14 protein-coding genes are annotated in these 18,665 nt (G+C 39.3%); 5 read left to right on the top strand and 9 right to left on the bottom strand.

All coding sequences use genetic code 11. From position 1 onward, the window contains the following. Positions 1-129 precede the first annotated feature (129 nt). The 4 genes from NWP21_RS09960 to NWP21_RS09945 all read left to right on the top strand — a co-directional run bounded on the left by NWP21_RS09960 (position 130) and on the right by NWP21_RS09945 (position 4,433). A complete protein-coding gene (locus NWP21_RS09960) occupies positions 130-2,664 on the top strand; it encodes a TonB-dependent siderophore receptor (protein ID WP_280792576.1) in 2,535 nt (844 codons plus the stop codon). A gap of 32 nt (positions 2,665-2,696) precedes the next feature. Continuing rightward, entirely contained in the window at positions 2,697-3,704 is a 1,008-nt protein-coding gene (locus tag NWP21_RS09955) for an iron-siderophore ABC transporter substrate-binding protein (protein ID WP_280792575.1), read from the top strand. A gap of 162 nt (positions 3,705-3,866) precedes the next feature. Then, on the top strand, positions 3,867-4,247 hold the full coding sequence (locus NWP21_RS09950; protein ID WP_280792574.1) for a DUF1636 domain-containing protein: 381 nt from the start codon (positions 3,867-3,869) through the stop codon (positions 4,245-4,247). A gap of 18 nt (positions 4,248-4,265) precedes the next feature. Then, positions 4,266-4,433 carry a hypothetical protein gene (locus NWP21_RS09945; RefSeq protein ID WP_280792573.1) on the top strand — a complete coding sequence of 56 codons (168 nt, stop codon included), beginning with the start codon at positions 4,266-4,268 and terminating at the stop codon, positions 4,431-4,433. Between the two features lie 134 nt (positions 4,434-4,567). Here NWP21_RS09945 and NWP21_RS09940 read toward each other — a convergent pair whose 3' ends face one another. The 8 genes from NWP21_RS09940 to NWP21_RS09905 form a co-directional block, all read right to left on the bottom strand. After that, entirely contained in the window at positions 4,568-6,376 is a 1,809-nt protein-coding gene (locus NWP21_RS09940; RefSeq protein ID WP_280792572.1) for an ABC transporter ATP-binding protein, read from the bottom strand. Positions 6,377-6,384: 8 nt separating this feature from the next. Then, positions 6,385-8,145, bottom strand: coding sequence for an ABC transporter ATP-binding protein (locus tag NWP21_RS09935; RefSeq protein ID WP_280792571.1), 1,761 nt, complete (start codon positions 8,143-8,145; stop codon positions 6,385-6,387). Between the two features lie 151 nt (positions 8,146-8,296). Next, positions 8,297-9,241, bottom strand: a complete 945-nt coding sequence (locus NWP21_RS09930; RefSeq protein ID WP_280792570.1) for an iron-siderophore ABC transporter substrate-binding protein — start codon at positions 9,239-9,241, stop codon at positions 8,297-8,299. An 83-nt stretch (positions 9,242-9,324) separates the two neighbouring features. After that, the gene (locus NWP21_RS09925; protein WP_280792569.1) at positions 9,325-11,934 is read right to left on the bottom strand and encodes a TonB-dependent receptor; all 2,610 of its coding nucleotides are present in this window, start codon (positions 11,932-11,934) and stop codon (positions 9,325-9,327) included. A 128-nt stretch (positions 11,935-12,062) separates the two neighbouring features. After that, positions 12,063-13,151: an AraC family transcriptional regulator gene (locus NWP21_RS09920; protein WP_280792568.1), complete on the bottom strand. Its 1,089-nt coding sequence runs from the start codon at positions 13,149-13,151 to the stop codon at positions 12,063-12,065. A gap of 98 nt (positions 13,152-13,249) precedes the next feature. Beyond that, positions 13,250-14,062 carry an ABC transporter ATP-binding protein gene (locus NWP21_RS09915; RefSeq protein ID WP_280792567.1) on the bottom strand — a complete coding sequence of 271 codons (813 nt, stop codon included), beginning with the start codon at positions 14,060-14,062 and terminating at the stop codon, positions 13,250-13,252. Next, the gene (locus tag NWP21_RS09910) at positions 14,059-15,102 is read right to left on the bottom strand and encodes an iron ABC transporter permease (RefSeq protein WP_280792566.1); all 1,044 of its coding nucleotides are present in this window, start codon (positions 15,100-15,102) and stop codon (positions 14,059-14,061) included. Before NWP21_RS09910 ends, NWP21_RS09915 begins: the two co-directional genes overlap by 4 nt. Then, on the bottom strand, positions 15,099-16,130 hold the full coding sequence (locus NWP21_RS09905; protein WP_280792565.1) for an iron ABC transporter permease: 1,032 nt from the start codon (positions 16,128-16,130) through the stop codon (positions 15,099-15,101). The genes NWP21_RS09910 and NWP21_RS09905 overlap by 4 nt, the downstream gene beginning before the upstream one ends. Positions 16,131-16,307: 177 nt before the next feature. Between NWP21_RS09905 and lpxD the strand changes: the two genes are divergently transcribed. Further along, positions 16,308-17,354 carry a UDP-3-O-(3-hydroxymyristoyl)glucosamine N-acyltransferase gene (gene lpxD / locus NWP21_RS09900; protein WP_280792564.1) on the top strand — a complete coding sequence of 349 codons (1,047 nt, stop codon included), beginning with the start codon at positions 16,308-16,310 and terminating at the stop codon, positions 17,352-17,354. Here the strand turns inward: lpxD and NWP21_RS09895 are convergent, their stop codons facing one another. Continuing rightward, positions 17,355-18,263: a CoB--CoM heterodisulfide reductase iron-sulfur subunit B family protein gene (locus tag NWP21_RS09895; RefSeq protein ID WP_280792563.1), complete on the bottom strand. Its 909-nt coding sequence runs from the start codon at positions 18,261-18,263 to the stop codon at positions 17,355-17,357. Positions 18,264-18,665: the final 402 nt, after the last annotated feature.

Raw genomic sequence — 18,665 nt, 5'->3', positions numbered from 1 at the left:
TCCTGTAGACTTCTTGATAGTAATTATAAATTACCGAAATTCAGTTGATAAGGTATTGAGAGTAGTTAGCGGTTACTGTTAACTCTTCCCAATTCCTCATGCCTATTTATTAGTGTTGTGAGTCGAGTAATGTCAAATCATTTAAATAAACTAGCTTGGATGGTCATTTTAGCTTTGCTATTGGTTAACCCACCTGTTTTAGCTGAAGGCCACGAAAAACCAAAAGGTAAAATTTCTCAATTAAGTGATATACAACAAGCTTCTAGTAGAATTCAGCAATGGCTGGCTCAGTCTGTGATTCAGGTAGCAGGTGTTAATTTACAAACAACGGACAAAGGTGTAGAAGTAATTTTAGAAACCAATCAATCAGATCAACTGCAACTCACAAATCAAAGTGAGGGCAATAGTTTTATTATTAACATTTCCAATGCCCAGTTAAACCTACCTAGCGGTGACACATCATTTCGCCTCGAAAAACCCATGGCGGGAATTACTGAAGTTAAAGTTAGCAATTTAGATGCAAATACAATTCGCGTCACCATCACAGGTGAAACTGCTGCGCCGCAAGTCGAGTTATTTGATGCTGACCAGGGTTTAATTTTTAGTGTCATAACCACAGCATCTACTTCTGAAACCCAACCAGAAGAACCAATTGAATTATTAGTTATAGGTCAGCAAAATAGATACCGTGTACGTAATGCTGCAACTGGAACGAGAACTGATACTCTAATCCGAGATATTCCTCAGACTATTCAAGTAGTTCCTGAACAAGTGATCAAAGATCAAAGAGTTACTCGTTTAAGAGATGCGCTGCTGAATGTTGGTGGTGTGGTTCAAAATGGTGGGTTTGGTGGGGGAGTAGATCAACTGGCTACTCGCGGATTTTTTAACGGTGGTCTTTTTGGTGGAGGTATTTTAGTTGATGGTTTCAAGGATGGAAGAAATGGTATTAGAGAAACTGCAAACGTTGAGCGTCTAGAAGTTCTCAAAGGACCGGCTTCAGTTTTATATGGTGGCGTCGAACCGGGAGGTGTAATTAATTTAGTTACAAAGCAACCTCTCAAAGATCCCTATTATAATGCTGAATTATCCGTAGGTAATTTCTCCACATTTCGTCCTAGTCTTGATATCTCTGGTCCACTAAATTCCGATAGAACTTTGCTATATCGGCTCAACTCTGTTTACGAATCTTCAGCAGGATTCCGTGATTTTAATCAAGATATTCAAAGATTCTTTATTTCACCCACTTTAAAATGGGAAATTGGCAAAGCAACCAACTTAAGGTTACAATTCGACTATCTCAACGATGAGCGTCCATTTGATCGGGGATTTTTAGCTTTTGGTAATGGTATTCTTGATATTCCTGTGGAGCGTATTTTAGGCGAACCAGATGATGTAAGGAAAGTAGAAGAAATAGGTTTTAGCTATCGCTTAGAACATAATTTTAACGAGAATTGGAAAATCCGCAATGCTTTCCGATATCAGAGTGCAGATACCTTCGATTATCGTGCTGAACCTGTGAGATTAGATGAAACAACAGGGATTCTCACACGGAACTTTAGATCCAATGATGACTATCAAGAAAATTATACCTTACAAACTGATTTAGTTGGTAAGTTTGCCACAGGTTCAATTGATCATACTCTCTTATTTGGTGTTGACTTAGCTAGAGCCACATCAGGGGGAACTCAGAGCCGATTACCCGGAGGAATTACACCAAGTATTGATGTATTTAATCCAGTTTACAATGCCATACCCAGACCTGGTTTAGAAGAATTAACCAACGTTGTGCGTAATAACCAGAATAGAAGTACTGGTTTAGGAATTTTCGTACAAGACCAAGTAGCTTTTGCAGATAATTTAAAATTGGTTGTGGGTGGAAGGTTGGATTTTGTAGATCAAAACAGTAAAGATTTACGGGATGGTTCTGAATCCAATCAATACGATACAGCTATCACCCCCAGACTGGGTATTGTTTATCAACCTATTCAACCTATTTCTCTTTATACTAGTTACAGTCAATCATTTTCACCAAATTTTGCGACAAGCGTAGATGGAACAATTTTAGAACCTGAACGGGGAACTCAATATGAAGTTGGTGTAAAAGGTGAATTTTTGGATGGCAAATTAGCGGCTACTTTGGCAGCTTATGACATTATAAAATCAAATATGGCTACAACTGATCCAGCTAATCCAGACTTTAGCATTCCGATAGGAAAACAACGCAGCCAAGGAGTTGAACTCAATGTTGGGGGAGAAATTAGTCCTGGTTGGAATGTGATTGCATCTTATTCTTATGTTGATGCTAAGTACACAGAATTTAATGATGGTTCTGCTGGGAATCGTCCGGCGAATATCCCATTTAATACAGCCAGTTTATGGACAACTTATCAATTACAACGCGGTAATTTACAAGGTTTAGGTTTTGGTTTAGGTTTGTTTTATATAGGCGATCGCCAAGGTAACGACGAAAATACTTATGTCATCCCTGGTTATCTGAGAACAGACGCAGCAATCTACTATCAACGTGATAATTGGCGGTCTGGGGTTAATATCCAAAATCTGTTTAATGAAAAATATTTTCACGGAGCAAATTTTGGGAGAGTAGCTATAGAACCTGGCGCACCATTAAGGGTTATTGGTAGTTTTTCTGTGACATTTTAAACAACATCAGGTGTAGGTTATAAATAACCATCATGAATGAAAGTTATATCAAATTCAAACGCTTAACTCGCTGGTGGGGATTGGCGATAGCAATGTTTTGTTCTTTATTGCTGACTGTAGCTTGTCATTATGGTGGTTCTATACCCGTGAATGAACAGATAACAAACGCAGCTTGTAGTGATCTTAAACACTCTGCGGGAATCACCTGTATTCCAGACAAGTTTGAGCGACTTGTGACTTTAGATGATACTTCCTTGGAAAATGCGATCGCATTAGGTATTCAACCTGTTGGTAGTGTGATTTCCGAGTTTTCCTCACATTGGCGAGAGCAGATGACAGGAGTGAATAACATCGGTACAATGGGCGAACCTAATTTAGAAAGTATTTTGGGAATGAAACCGGACTTCATTATCGGGTTCCAGTATTTCGAATCAATATATTCTCTCTTGTCCAAGATAGCACCCACAGTTTTATTGAAATTTGAAAATAGTGGTCAATGGAAACAAGTATTTAATAACATTGGTGTCGCTTTAGGTAAGGAAGAAACTGCTAAAGAAGTAACAGAAAATTATTACCGTCGTTTGGCTAAATTTCAGGAAAACATGGACGAATATTTAGCTAAAATTCAAGTTTCTGTAGTACGAGTTTATCCGGATAAAATCAACCTTTATCTCAGGGATTCTTTTTGCGGCACAGTTTTACAAGACGCGGGATTATCTCGCCCAAAATCCCAAAGTTTCACCGCATCGGAAGCAAAAAAATTATTTGGTAATCCCATTCAAGTATCTATCAGTAAGGAATTAATTGAAAAAGCGGATGGTGATGTGATATTTATTTGGACATACGAAAATAACGCTAAAGGCAATCAAACAGCTAAAAAGAAATTAGAGGAATTACAAGCAAATCCTCTGTGGAAAAATTTAAAAGCTGTACGCAACAATAAGGTTTATGTAGTTCCAAGTTACTGGATTGGGAGTGGTATGTTAGCTGCAAACGCCATTATTGATGATTTATTTCAATATCTCGTCAATACACCCTAAATCACAGTAAATTTCAGGTGATTATGTATAAGGGCGGGCAGGATGCCCAAGCCACAATAATTTTACTATTAATACTTTTATTTTAGGTACTAAAAACCTACTGTAAAATATTGCCAAGCGGGCTAATTTATTACAATATTTTTTTATTTAATTACTTTGGTTATGACTCTTCATACTTTATTTGTTTGTAAATCTTGTAGTACTGTTATCGACCATGAAGAAGCTGATGAACGCGCTGAAGGAAATAAATTATTTTTGCAACTGCTAGAACTGCAAAAGGATAATTCTATTTATCATCATCTCAATATTGAATCTGTAGGTTGTTTATGGACTTGTGGCCGACCTTGTACTGTGACTTTTGTTTGTCCAGAAAAATATACATATCATTTTGTGGATTTAACAGAGGAAAGTACAACTGATTTGTTGCAATTCAGCCAGCTTTATCAAGCAAGTAAAGACGGATATGTTTTACCTGGGAAACTACCGGGAACACTTCGTTCTCATCTTTTAGTCCGCATCCCTCCCACACCAGAGACAAGGTAAATGATATCTTGTAAAGGCTTGGAAGACGCAGAGCGTAAGGGGCGCGTTGAGGGTCAACTCGAAGGTAAACTCGAAGCAATACCTCGGTTATTGAAGTTGGGGTTAACTTTGGAGCAGGTAGCAGAAGCACTGCAATTAGACATTGCAGAAGTTAGAAAATCTGCGCGCTCGCAAACTGAGCAATAAAAGTAGTAATTATCAGATTCCAGTAATGTTAAGACTAATGGATTTGAATTTGTTGGGTGGGTTAGGAACTGCTTAACCCACCTTGTTTGATTTTTGGTGTTTTATGGAAAGGATTAAACTCCTTACTACAAAACTTATTCCTGGAAAATTTGATCAAATTTACCTTGTGTTTCCACTTTCCCTGCTTTCATGACAATAATCTGGTCAGCACGACGCAATACAGCAGGACGATGGGAAACTACAAGACAGGTTGGTGTCCAAGAATTTTCTTGCTGTTCAGGATTATTAACAAATATCCGCGACCATAACGCCAATTCTGTTTCTACATCCAAGGCGCTGGAAAGGTCGTCAAATACTAATAATTCCGGTTTGCGGATAAACATCCGCGCTGCTGCTACTCGTTGCATTTGTCCCCCAGATAACCGCACACCTTTAGAACCAACTACAGTTTCTAAACTTTCGTTCATAGTCGCCAAATCTTGCTCAAACACCGCCATTTTTAAAGCTGTGGCAATATCTTGGTCATCTTTAGATAAACCCAACAAAATATTTTCTCGCACAGTGTAGCTAAATAATTGGGGAATTTGGGGAGTATAAGCACTGCGAGGGGGAACAAAGAAACTAGCTGGGCTTTCTACAAAGTTCCCATTCCAGTAAATTTCTCCCTTTTGTTTAGGTAGTAATCCTAATAAAACCCGCAGTAATGTAGTTTTACCTGCACCAATTCCACCAGTAATTACAGTTAAACTACCCCGTGTAATTTCCAAGTTAATATTTTTAATTCCTTGGTCATTACCTGGATAATTATAAGTGAGATGAGATACTGTTAAAACTTGCAGTTTATCTTGCTCATTTCTCACAGGTGGTTCTAATGGTGGTAGGGGTTTTTGGCGATTATTCAGGTCATTTACATAAAGTTGATTGGGAGCTACTAATATATCCGCGGATACACCTGCTAATAAACTAGCCATCCGTTCAAAAGATACTTCTGTATGTTTAGATAACGCTAGAAAACCGCCAACAGAGCTAAAAAAGCCAGTCACAAAGGAAAGGTTATATACAAATAAAGCAAAGTCACCAACTGTTAACTGATTAACGCCACTCTGCATGAATTGAGAAGCCAGTAAAAGAATTATACCGGTTCCTAGATTCACCATATTTTGAAAGGTAGAATTAAGAATAGCATTCAACAAGCTATCTTTAATCATTGTTTGGCGGCGTTGCTCATTTAAAGTATGAAAATAATCCAAAACATTTTTTTCTGCGCCGGCGACTTTAATAGCTTGAACTGAACCAAATATTTCACCTAAAAGCCCTGTAACTTTTTCGGTAGCTTGGCGGCTGGCTTTCCTATACTTTTTAATGCGAGTTTCTGCGCGTTGAATAATTGCGACCATTCCGACTAAGGGCAGAAACACAAACACGGTCATCTGCACATTAATACTCACTAAAATCATTAAACAAAGAATAGCAAATATTCCTTCTCCAGAAATTTCTGATATCCAGGCTACGTTGTCTTCTATTTGTTCGGCATCATCACGAAAATAGCTAATTATTTCTCCCTGAGATCCAGTTTTTTCAGCTTCTTGATTAACAATCATTGGCTGTGCTGTGGGATTGTGAAATAAGCGTTCTAATAAGTTATGTCGCAGTAATGACCGCATTAAAAAACGGTGCTGGGTTTTGGTAATACGTCCGGCAAATATAACGGCAATATGCCCAAAATTGAGAGCGAGTAATAATGCAATTAAGGCTAAGGGTGATAAACCCAACTGTGCTTTATTAGTTAAACTATTGAAAAATTCCCTGATGATTAAGCCTGGTAGCGCTGGCAAACCCGTAATTAAAATCCAGTAGATGCTGTCAATAATATATAGTTTGGGTTGGTAACAAATTAGTTGCCATAATAATTGCCAATGGTTGCATTTTTTTGTTGCTGCCATAATTATTTTTAAGTTAAAATATCGCTTAAGCCTGTTTGTAATAATTGGCAAAACCGTGATTCTGAATTATTAAGTAATACTTCTCGTTCACCATATTCTATGATTTTACCTTGTTCTAAAATGAGTATTTGGTTAGCCTTTTGTACAGTGGCTAAACGATGAGCAATAATAATGCCAGTACGCCCGGTTAATAATTTATCAACGGCTTTTTGTACGAGTCTCTCGGTTATGGGGTCGAGGCGAGAGGAGGCTTCATCTAAAATTACTAAACCAGGGTCTTTGAGAAAGACGCGAGTAAATGCGAGTAACTGCGCCTGTCCCGCAGATAAGCCATTACTATCCGGCCCCAAATTTGTATCTAAGCCCTGGGGTAATGAATATAACCATTGTGATAGTCCCAATATTTCTAAGGTTTCATGGATGCGTTCGTCGCTGATCTGTGGGTTAAAAAAGGTGAGGTTATTCCTGACTGTTGTTTGAAACAATTGGACATCTTGGGTGACTAATCCGATTTTTTGCGGTAAGTCTGTTATGGGAGTTTGGTTAATTGGTATATCTCCCAAGTGAATTAGGCCTGAGTGTGGGTCATATAATCTCAGTAATAACCGCACTAGTGAGGATTTACCGCTACCTGTACGCCCTAATAATCCTAATACATGAGCAGCAGGTAAGTTAAAGGATATGTCTTGCAATACTAAATTTCTAATATCAGATTCGTGGTCATTATAGCTAAATGAGACGTTGTTAAAAGTCACTGAAAGTGCGCGGTGAGGAAGTTGTTGTTCTCCACCTACACTAATTTTTGATTTTACTTGAAGTAAATTTTGAATGCGGTAAATACTGGCTTCTGCTTGTTGCAGGTTTTCAAATTGGTTGCGGATTTGTTCAATGGGTTCGCTGAGTAAGTTGGTGTAATAATATAGTATATATACTGTACCAATTGTGATAATGTTTTTACTCCAAAGGTAAGCACCGACGCTTAAGGCGATCGCTGTCCCTAATGTAAAAATCCCGTTAGTTGTACCCCAAAGAATGGTACTGGCAAAGCGGGCTTTATGAAATACTGGTAACCACAGTTGTAAAATTTTGTGGAAGCGGTGCATGACATAATTTTTCGCTCCATTGGCGCGGATGTCTTCCATACCGGCGAGTTGTTCACCGACAAAACCAAAGAAATCAGCACTGATTTGGCGATAATTCGCCCAATGGGGAACAGCTATAGAACGCAGACGAATTAAAGTAAATAATGCTGTGAGGCTAAAAAATGCGATCGCCAAACCAGCTCGCCAATCTTCGGCAAAGAGGACTACAATTACACCGGACATGAGTAGTAAATTGCCTAAGATGTAAACAGTAAATTTAGAAAAGAATTGTGACAGGGTGTGAACATCACCATCTACCTTTTCTAGTAATTCACCGGGTGTAGAGTATTTATGAAAGGATAAATCCAATTGCAAACAATGCTCAACTAAATCAGCGCGTAAGGCGTTGGTAGCTCCCCAAGCGACGTTTTCGCCGTAATAGGTAGCTGCAATGCTAATTAGTTGGGTGATTAAAGCTACAGTTATAAATAGTAAAGCGGCTAAGAGCAAATTTTGTCCTGAACCTCCAGTTACGGCTGTATCAATGAAATATCGCAGAATTTGGGGGTTAACTAATTGTAGTCCTATGCTGGACAAAAGAGCGATCGCAAACTTAGCAACTCGCCATTTTTGTGGTTGGAGATAATCTACAAGTAAATTACAGTATTGTCGGAGTCCAATTTTCATAAAATTTTACCTATCAGCAAACCAGATTTTGGAGACTGATTTCAGAGTAATGTAGATTACATGAACAAAGGTTTTAAGCTTAACTATTGATTCCCCTTGGTAAAATCATCACAGAATCAATAAATCGGTAAAAGTTCGCATTCATAATTTTTCAAGATGTTTCCCCTATTAAATATCTGAATATATCATCTAAAACTTGATTTGCTCCAATAATTCCCCATGCAGCAATCCATACATCATTTCGTACTGGATAAATCCGGTTTTCCTGTACTGCTGGTAAGTCCGACCACAAAGGATGATTGATAAATTGTTGCAGCTTTGATTCATTGTGTCCTCCTAGGATCAGAAAAATAGCATCACCAGCCATTTGGGGAATTAATTCTAATGAAACATTTTCTTGAGTTTTATCTTTGTCTTGATACACAGGACGAGAAAAACCTATTTCCTTAATAATTGAACCACTAAATGAGCGATTCATATAAATACGAGCAGAATTTGCCCAAAAATTCACCAGAGATACTTGAGTTTTAGTAAGATTATCACCCATGGTTACCCGTAAATCTTTGATTCTTTGGTCATACTCTTGCAGCAAATTTTCTGCATGTTCTGTTTCACCAACTGCTTCCGCAAATTTTCTTAACCACTGTTTCCAATCAGTATCACCTTCTGCTAAAACTGTTGGTGCAATTTGGGATAAATTTTCATATAAATCAGCATCCCAATTTAACCCTAAAATTAAATCGGGTTTTAAATATAAAATCTTTTCTAAATTTGGTTGACCGTTAGTACCAATTTTCTCAATTCCGTCGGTTAAATGATCTAGATATTTGAGAAAATTGTTGTCGCCCAAGGTTGTCGCGGCTATCGGTTTGATTCCTAAAGCTAAAATGTTATCTAACCCACCTAGCACAATTACTCGTTGCGGGTGTAAAGGTACTTTGGTTTCACCCATAGCATGACTGACTACCCTCACCGGGGTGACATCGACCGAGTTAAGGTTTAAATTTTGTGTGCTATTCAGTCCACAACCTATGATAATGAAACTTGTGGCAATACCTAAGATGAATTTTAATTTATGAACAGAAAATAATTTCATCAGTATAATTAATTTTGGATTGTTGAAATTGATATAAAGGGTGAGGAAAAAACCACCCTAAAAAAATAATTTATGCTGATTATTTACCAAACAATTTGATAGCCTACACTGAGAGTTATACCTTTTCCGGCATAATTTGCACTATCGAAAAATGGGGCAAAGTATTGTGAATAAACTGGGAAATATTGGTTATTGAATAAGTTTTGAATACCAAGTTTTAGTTCACCTTGACCTAGTTTGATACTGCTGATATAGTCAACTGTGATAAAGCTGTTAATTTTGGCATCCTCTACCTCATCTTGAAAAGCGCGATCGCGATCGCCTGAGTACAATAATTGCAGTCGGTTGCGCCAACTGGGGAGGGTTTGGTTTTCTACGTAGGCTGTGAGTTTTAATGGTGGAACAGTAATACTGTTGAGTGCAAGGAAATTACCATCATTATTCTCATCATTTACACCTTCTATCCAAGTAGCTGTACCTCCCAAACTCCAACCTTGAGATGGTTGGACATCCACAGCTGCTTCTATCCCGTAAATTTTTTGAGGAGCGCGAATAGTTTCCAGGAACTCACTATTAGGATTAAAACTAAAAGCTGAACCTAACTCAGAATAGTTGTAGAAACCAGAAAGTGACACCTGGAGATTATCCCAATTACTACGAATACCAATTTCATAGTTATCTACTTTCTGTGGTTCTGTTAGTTGCAAAGAGTTTAAAACATTCACCACACCTCCAGGAGGTCGGCGGAAAACACGACCTAAATCTGGAACTGAGAACCCCTGAGCAAAGTTACTAAAAACACTAACTGACGGCGTAAGTTTGTAGACAATACCACCATTAAACACTGTGGAATCAAAACTGCGATCGCCTCCTTGAATCTGCCGACGGGGATTTTCTGCTGTGATATAATCGTCTAAAGTCACACCAATATTCACATAGCGCAAGCCACCACTTAACAACAAATTATCAGTAACATCCCATTGCAACTGACCAAATATACCCAGTTCTCTAAAATCATACTCTGGGACAAAAACACGCTCGTCAATCTTGCGAAAAACTCGACCCCCGGAAGTATCAAATTCATCAGGGTCGAAAATATTAAATCTTTGAGAACTGCGTTCTTTTTGATAATCAACCCCCCAAAGTAAACTCACTGTGCTTTGAGAATTAAAAGGTGTGTCCACCTGCAATCTTCCACCCAACTGTTCTATATCGCCTTCTGATTTGGTGATTGCTCTCAACCTACCATCACGGTTATCATCGGGAATTCCTCCACCAAAACCATAATTACGATAGTAAGCTTGAGCCTGAACCTTACTAGCTAAAATACTATCATTACTGTAATTTAAACTTAGTAAAGTATTGTTGATAAAGGCCCCATCACTAGCGCCAATTACAGTAGTCCCCTCCGGTATTCTCAGAGCGCGAGATTTTTGAATTCCGGGAATTTCATCAATAGCTTCATCAGAAATAAAGTTAGTATTTTGCCACTGGTCGAAATGATTAAAACTAAATTGCAGACGTTGATCGGGCGTTAATTCTACTCCTACCTTAGCCAAAGCATTGATTTTGGTGCTATCTTCATCACCTGCAAAATTAGCAATGCGATCGCCTTCAGCATCAAAAAACCCCCCAGTGGTCACCAGAGAAAACCCGACAGTATAGTCAAATTTGCCCTCTGTCCCAGATATTTGATGCGACAAATCATAGCCAAAACTATCTGCGGAATTAGTCAAAGAAGTATCTAAACCAATATTGGTTGTAGAAGTTAATCTTTGACCGCTTGGCCTCTTAGTAATAATATTGACTACACCACCAGTAGCTTGACCACCATAGATTGCATTCGGACCGCGAACAACTTCAATGCGTTCAATCGCACTGGGGTCAATGGTTGTCAGTTGAGCCGGAATTGATTGCAAATTAGCATTTTGGGGAACACCGTCAATTAAGACCGAAATATTACGACCGCGTAAACTTTGCCCAAATGTATTACTCCGATTAGTAGGGGAACCAAAGCCAGGAACTGTTTTTCCCAAAATATCAGCTAAATTTGTGCTCAACTGGGCTTGCTGTTCAATTTCTTCCCGTGTAATCACAGTTACAGAGCGTGCGACATTCTGCACATCTTCTTCCGTGCGTGTTGCTGTCACCACCAATTCTATAGATTCTTGAGTTTCATCTGAACGCTGTTCTGGCTCTTGTTGTGCGGAAGTTCCAACTGGTGTGAGGGCAAAAATTAACCCTTCAACAGTGTCAAATAATTCGACATTTGGCAATCCTGTCGCACCCGTAACTGTTAACCGAATAGTGTTAACATCTAGACTAGTAACTGTTATCTGTGTAATACCCTCAACTGGTTTTAAGGATGTAAAGCCATCACCACTAGGTAAACGCAATTGACTATTAGGAATATCTATAATCAAGTCATTCTTATTATTGCTACTATTTGTGATTTGCAGTTCTTCGGCTTGATTTGTCTTTAAAATTACCTCTATACCTTTTTCCGTGGGATTTACTTCTACTCCATTGATAATAATTACAGATTGCCCTGTTGAAGTTTGTGATACTAATTCTTTCACCTTATTTGTAAGTAGTTCCACCTCACTTACAGACGGAATTGCCAATACAGGTTTAACGGTAAGTACTACACTGGTTAAACAAACTACTGTAAATAATTGCAGCCTTGTTGACATATCCTCTCATACCAATTAAGAATCTATTTTAAGGAGAGTACAATAATTCCTTTGTAATTTAAAATACCTGTTCAGCTGCAAGACGGATTTTTTTGGCCCGTAGACGGATTTTTTTGACAATTGGATTTTTAAACAGGGGCGCGAAGGTTTACGCAAAGGTTCGCAGAGGTTGAAGGAGGGGTGCAAGAAGGGCGCAGGAAGGGCGCAGGGTTAATGCTGGCTGCTGGTTTTTCCAGGCGATAGTATTTTGGGTTAACTCCAAATCGTTTACGAAATGCAGCTGCAAAGCTACCTTGGTTTGCATAACCAACAGTACGTGCTATTTCTTTGATACTCATTCTTTTTTCTATGAGCAGTTGACTTGATAATTCCATTCGCTGTTCATGTAAATAACCAAATACTGTTGTGCCAAATACTTGATGAAAACCAATTTTCAGTTTGTAATCGTTTAATCCTACTTGTCTTGCTAATTGAATTAATGTGGGAGGATGATTAATATCTCTGATGAGGATTATTTTAGCTGCATGAATTCTTTCAATGTCATCCTTTTTAAGTAGGAGTTTTTTAGCTGGCTTTTCATGGTTCTGTGCCAATTGTTCCAATTTCAGTGCAATTAATTCTAAACATTTACTTTCTAAGTATATACATTTAATTATTCCCTGGAAAGGACAGTTGATAATCTGCTCTAATGGCAGATACATCTCTGGAGTGATTATATTGCTGTCAAAAAAATCTTCTTTACTATTATTTTCGAGGAAGTCTGTTAAAATATTTGGTACCTTTTGGCGATGATCAATAATAAAATCTTTCAGCAAATCTGGACTTTTTAAGTGAATATCTACTTTTAGTCGCCGCTTGTTACCAAAAATTACAAAACTTTCTCTTCCATCCATTTGATCTTGATTCCTCCAGTCTAAAAAACTTTGCCCACATTCGTTTTGGGAGTATGAGCCTGACAAATTAAATCCAAATTCTATCTTATCGTATTCACTCGGTTGAATATCTTCAGATTCAATATACAAATCATCATCAAATTGTTCATCAATAATTAGCAGACGTATTCCTCGTAATTGAATCTGACGATGGTATCCTTTACCCAAGTTTTCCGGGCAGTAATTGATAAAATCTCCAGTATGAGATTCATCTGGATATTGAGTGTTTTCGTTAATCTGTTGCCAAGTTATGTTATAGTCTGTTTGCGAAATTATGTTGGACATACTTTTCTCTGAGAGGTAAAATGCTTAAGTCTACAAATGTCAATTGATGATGAAGTTGCAACCTAAAATTTATTGGCGAATTTCTGATTTTTAATTGTTTAAGAACACCGTATCCTACTAATGGGGATACACATTGGTGTACCAGTTACTGGGTCTGTAATAATCTGGGAACCTAGCCCGAATACTTCTTGAACAGTAGTTTTAGTCATCACTTCTTCGGGTGTACCATGAGTATAAACTCTACCTTGCTTCACCGCTACTAAATAATCTGCATAACGACAAGCTTGGTTTAAATCATGCAGTACCATAACCAAAGTTCTTTGCTGATTTTGGTTTAATTCCCATAGCAAATCTAAAACTTCAATTTGGTGTGCTAAGTCTAAGAAAGTTGTGGGTTCATCTAATAGTAAAATATCCGTATTCTGAGCTAGTGCCATAGCAATCCAAGCACGCTGTCGCTGTCCACCAGAGAGGGTATCTAACTCCCGTTCAGCCAGTTCTTTCATTCTCGTTGTTTCTAATGCTATTTCTACAAAATGTTCATCTTCTTTTGTCCATTGTTGCATCAAATTTTGATAGGGAAAGCGTCCGAAAGCTACTAAGTCTCTGACGGTTAAACCTTCGGGAGCTAGGGGAGATTGAACCAAAATACCTAATTTTTTAGCAACATCTTTTGTTGATAACTTAAACAAATCTGCTGTATCTAAATAAACTGTGCCTTTCTGCGGTTTCAGTAACCTTGCTAACCCCCGCAGTAGTGTAGATTTACCGCAACCATTAGCACCCACTAATGCGGTAATTTTTCCTTTGGGTATAGTCAGATCTAAATTTTTTATAATGGTTACCCCATCATAACCTAGAGTTAAATTCTTAGCTGATAGGGGATGAATTATCTGAGTTGGTAATATCATTTTTTCCGGCTCATTAATAAATAAATAAAGTAAGGAGCACCAATTACAGCAGTGACAACGCCACAGGGAAGTTCTACGGGTGCAAATATAATTCTCCCCAATAAATCAGCGATAACTACAATCATGGCTCCCCAGGCGGCAGATACAGGAATTAAACCTTCATGATTACTACCTACTAACTGTCGGGCGATGTGGGGAGCAATTAATCCCACAAAACTAATGGTTCCAGCAGTGGCTACCGCTGCGCCAGAAAGTGCAGCACTAATTAATATTAAAAAACTGCGTTGCCACTCTACTCTACTACCTAAACCTTTTGCTATTTCATCCCCTAAAGCTAAAGCATTTAATTGTGGTGCACTACATAAAGCTAAAGGAATAAATATTATCAACCAAGGTAATATAGCTAATACCTGTTCCCAACTGCGTCCATAAACACTACCAGCTAGCCAAACTAAAGCTTGACTCACATTGTAAATTTCTCCAAATGTCAGCAATAGGCTAGTCAAAGCACCAGTGACAGCAGAAATTCCCACGCCAATTAAAATTAGGCGAATGGGATGAGTACCCCTATCCCAAGCCAGTAGATAAATCACCACAGAAGCAGCTAAAGCACCGCTAAAGGCAGCTAAAGGCAAAATTCCGGCCGGTAAGTTGGGAAACAGCACAATTAAAGACACAGCCGCTAAACCAGCACCAGTATTAATCCCAATAATACCAGGGTCTGCTAAAGCATTTCTGGTGATGCCTTGCATAATTGTCCCAGATATTCCTAAGGCTGTCCCCACAAGTCCAGCCGTTAAAGTTCTTGGTAGTCTTAGGGTGTTAATCACAAAACCATATTCAGGATTTCCCGTGTTTATCCCCAAAATTGTTTGAATTACAACTAGAGGTGGTGTGGGATATTCGCCAATGGAGGTGCTAATTACCATCGTTACCAAAGTGATGATTATCAGGATGAGTAAAACAATGGGAACACGTTTTTTCAGGCGCAAAGAAATAGGAAATATTTTGGAACGAAAAATTAAGCTATTATTGCTCATTTTTTAATTTGATTTTTCGCTAAATAAATGAAGAATGGCGCACCCACTAAAGCTGTCATAATTCCCACGGGTAGTTCTTGTGGTTGAATTACCAATCTGGCAAAAATATCTGAACTTAAAAGTAGGATTGAACCAAGCAAAGCGCTATATGGTAGAATCCATCGGTAATCTACCCCAATTAACAAGCGCACTATATGGGGAACGATTAAACCAATAAATCCAATACCACCTGTAACTGCTACTGCACTACCTTGGAGCAGAAAAACACTAACGCCAGCAGCAATTTTTATCCATAAGGTTTGTTGACCTAATCCTTGGGCGATATCTTCTCCTAGGCTGAGAACTGTGATTTGTTTTCCTAGGAGGAACGCCAAGATTAAGCCCATGCAAATGTAAGTCAACACTTGAGTAATGATATTGGCATCAGCACCTGCTAGGGAACCGGCTAACCAAAAGCGAATTTCTTCTAATGTGCGTTGGCTGACAATTAAGATGGTAGTAATCAGTGCGGCAAGTAAGTTGCTCATAGCTGCACCAGCCATGGTGAGATTGAGAGGAGTGATACCACTGCGCCCAAAAGAAGCTAAAAAATAAACACTGATAGCCGTAATTCCCGCACCAGCAAAGGCATACCAAACATAAGCAGTCGGTGCAGAACTACCAAAAATAAAGATAGCAATTACAACAGCGAAGGATGCGCCGGCATTAATTCCTAAGATGCCCGGGTCGGCTAATGGGTTACGTGTTATACCTTGCATTAGGGCACCAGATACGGCAATTGCAGCACCTACCATCACGGCTAGGAGCGATCGCGGTAGTCTGACTGTACGTATAATTAAATGGTTTTGAGAACCATCAAAGTCTGTCAATGCTCTATAAACTGTAGTCCAAGGTATATCTGCAGCACCGAGAGTGACGCTGAAAATTAGGCATATTAGGAGAATCACTACTGCTAAAACTAAACCCCCAAGGGGCAAAGTTAGGGAGTGTAAAAATCCTCTGTTTGGTGAGGAAGTTGATTTACTCATTACCTATCTGATATTTATTCTCAACTGAGTTTAAAGTAGTTGAGAATAGATTGCAAGTATATATAAAATTAAGTAACATAAGTTTTGCTCCCGAATAATCAGTTATAGCTGAAGTTTCCGTGTACACAAATGTCCTTCTCTATGCTTCAATGTTTTTAGATTTGAACACACCTAAAAATGAAATTCAGCGAAATTGTTGATAGAATGGGTGAGTTGGCTACAGATAACAGCCTCAGCATTGCTCCCGTTCAAAATCCAGAAATTACAGGTGTAGCTGCTGTGGATGAAGCTAAACTTGGTCATCTGAGTTATATAGAAGGGGCAAGATTCGCTGCTCTTGTCAGCCAGACCCACGCTAGCGCTTTAATCTTACCCCGGGATAAAACACTACAGTCCCAAGCAGAAGAGCGGGGTATCGCCTGGATAGCTACGCCAGAACCCCGCCTGTTGTTTGCCCAAGCGATCGCACTTTTTTATCAACCATACCGTCCCCAGCCAGAAGTTCACCCCACTGCGGTGATTCATCCCACAGCCAAAGTGGGTAATGATGTTTATATTGGTCCCCATGCGGTGATTCAGCAGGATGTGGAAATTGGTCATGGTGCGATTATTCATCCCAATGTGGTAATTTATCCCGATGCCAAAATCGGCGAGCGCACCATCTTACACGCTAACTGTACCATCCATGAACGTACCCGCATCGGTGCTGATTGCGTAATTCACAGTGGGGCTGTGATTGGTGCGGAAGGCTTTGGCTTTGTACCTACCCCCACTGGTTGGTTAAAAATGGAACAGTCAGGTTATACTGTGTTGGAAGATGGGGTAGAAGTTGGCTGTAATAGTGCCATTGATCGCCCGGCTGTGGGAGAAACACGGATAGGAAGCCGGACAGTAATTGATAATTTAGTACAAATAGGACACGGTTGCAAGATTGGGTCAAATTGTGCTATTGCCGGGCAATCTGGACTAGCCGGAGGGGTGAAAGTGGGGAATCGCGTGATCTTAGCCGGACAGTCAGGAGTGTCGAATCAAGTAAAAATTGGTGATGGGGCGATGGCATCTGCTAAATCCGGCATTCATCATGATGTGGCACCGGGGGAAATAGTTTCCGGGATGCCAGCAGTTCCCCACAAACTGTATCTGAAAGTATCTGCCATATACAATCGCTTACCAGAAATGTATCAATCCTTCAAGCAATTACAACGGCAGATGGGAAAAAAGTAACTAACTAATCCCCAATTTTTCTAACACTGGCTTTGTAGAAACGATGTGACGATCTAAACCTAGTTCCTTGGGGCTAACCCCTAAAGCCAAAGCAATCAACTGAGGTAAGTGCAGGACGGGTAAACCTAATCGTTTGTTAATGACCTTTTCCACCTCTGGCTGACGGGAATCTAAATTCAGATGACACAAAGGACAAGGAGTGACTATACAATCAGCCCCATTTTCTAGGGCTTCTTGAATGTGCATCCCCGCCATCTTAAAAGACTCGGTGGTGGCGTAGCTAGCAAGAGGCCAGCCACAGCATTGGGTACGACCACGGTAATAAATGGGTGTTGCGCCTACCGCCCGAAATAAATTTTCCATACCTTCGGGGCGGAATGGGTCATCATAGGGCATATGTTTTTGGGCGCGCAGGAGATAACAGCCATAAAAAGCAGCACAGTTTAATCCGGTTAACTTATGAGTGACTCGTTGACTAATTGCCTCTAAACCATAATCTGTAATGAGGGCATAGAGAATATGTTTAACTTGGGTACTACCGCGATAAGGTAAACAGCCTTGTTTATTTAGTAGGCCATTGACTTGTTGTAGGTAACTGGGGTTGTCTGTTTGGCATTGCTTGAGGTTTTCGTTCACATGACCGATAACCCCCTGACAAGTGCTGCAATGGGTAAGTAAGGGTAGATTTAACTCCTCAGCTAAAGCTATATTGCGGGCGTTGACAGTATCTTCGAGTAATTGGGAATCTTCTTTAAATGTGCCGGAACCGCAGCAAGCGGCTTTTTTGACTGAAATCAGTTCAATACCCAATGCTTGGGTTAAAGCTTGAGTGGATAAGTGAAGCTCTCCGCAAGCGCCTTGGGCTACACAGCCGGGGTAATAAGCGTATTTGAGGGGGGAAGATAGCATATAAATATGTTTGGATGTTTGGATAAGGGCAGTTATCCCTGATAATAACCTTTAGAAAAGTAGGGATTTAGTGGCTTTGGGGTAAATGGTTTTTTTGAGTATTTGAGATGTTATCTTAGGTACAGAACCTAAGTGTGTCCTTGGGGATGGGAGTTTTCTAGAGCTAGTCCTAAGCTGAATATTTTATAGACAAAAATATACTTATGTTGACAAGTATTGACATAAGTGAGTTAAGAAAATCGCCCACTTGATATATAATCTTACGATATCAAGTATTGAATTAAGACTATTGCCAACGCGAAAACCAAGCAATGATAGCGGTAGTCTTTCTTGTAAATCTTAAGAGAAATATCGCGTCTGGCTAAGGCGTGCAAGTCTACTAAGGGATAACCGCTCCCATGC

The sequence above is a fragment of the Anabaenopsis sp. FSS-46 genome, assembly GCF_029891665.1.
GTDB lineage: Bacteria > Cyanobacteriota > Cyanobacteriia > Cyanobacteriales > Nostocaceae > Anabaenopsis > Anabaenopsis arnoldii.
The sequence above is the reverse complement of the archived record's forward strand: the minus strand, read 5'-3'. Positions and strand labels throughout refer to the sequence as shown.